Origin of the sequence: Vibrio sp. 1727 (assembly GCF_033344415.1) — a bacterium.
Classification (GTDB): Bacteria; Pseudomonadota; Gammaproteobacteria; order Enterobacterales; family Vibrionaceae; genus Vibrio; species Vibrio alginolyticus.
On the sequence record NZ_JAWPOT010000087.1, the window covers coordinates 1 to 1,062 of the forward strand.

At 47.4% G+C, this 1,062-nt stretch carries 1 protein-coding gene and 1 pseudogene; both read left to right on the forward strand.

The window, feature by feature from the left end:
• The coding region (gene rarD, locus R8O10_RS23980; RefSeq protein ID WP_318191795.1) for an EamA family transporter RarD at nucleotides 1-876 on the forward strand (876 nt) is incomplete at its 5' end.
• A gap of 74 nt (nucleotides 877-950) precedes the next feature.
• Nucleotides 951-1,062: pseudogene (locus R8O10_RS23985) on the forward strand (AraC family transcriptional regulator); the annotation flags it as partial.

The following is a 1,062-nucleotide window of genomic DNA, read 5'->3' on the forward strand; positions in this document are numbered from 1 at the left end:
CTCCTTGCGGTTGGCGCGTACACGATGTGGGGCATTGCGCCCATGTACTTTAAATCGATAGCACAAGTGTCTCCTCTCGAGATCCTAAGCCACCGAGTGATTTGGTCTTTCTTTTTGCTTGCCGCACTTCTTCATTTTGGCCGTCACTGGCGCTCGGTTTATCACATCGCCACAGATAAAAAGAAAATCGCGTATTTGCTTTCCAGTTCGGTATTGATTGGTGGCAACTGGCTGATCTTCATTTGGGCGGTTAACTCCAATCACATGCTGGATGCCAGCTTAGGCTATTACATCAACCCGCTTATCAACGTGTTGCTAGGTATGGTGTTCTTGGGCGAACGACTACGTAAGCTGCAATGGTTTGCTGTGGTATTGGCAGGATGTGGCGTTTTGGTGCAGTTGATCGTCTTTGGTTCGGTGCCGATTGTAGCGATGGTGTTGGCGATGAGCTTTGGTTTTTACGGTTTGCTACGTAAGAAAGTCGCGGTGGATGCTCAAACGGGTTTGTTTGTCGAAACGCTAATCTTATTACCCGCTGCCGCCGTTTATCTTCTGTTTATTGCCAGTTCACCAACGGCAAACATGATTGAAAACCCATGGCAGCTCAATACGTTGTTGATTGCAGCAGGTGTGGTGACGACCTTGCCATTGCTGTGCTTCACTGGTGCCGCGACTCGCCTCAAATTATCAACGCTCGGCTTTTTCCAGTACATCGGCCCTAGCCTGATGTTCTTGCTTGCAGTGTTAATTTACGGCGAGACCTTCACGATGGATAAAGCGATTACGTTCGCCTTTATTTGGGGAGCTCTTGTGGTATTTAGCTTCGATGGGCTGCGCAACAATCGCCGTTCACGCCGAGCCATTCAGTCACAGTGATCGTTTTTTACAAGACAATCTAACAATTGATGGATAAGCTTGGTCATTATGTGACCAAGCTTTTTTTGTATGTAATGGAACAGATTCAATACTACGCGACCGACCATGACCAACTGAGTCTGATCGAGGCGAAATACCACAAGTTTGCTTTTCAAAGGCACTATCATTTGGATTTTCACCTCGGCT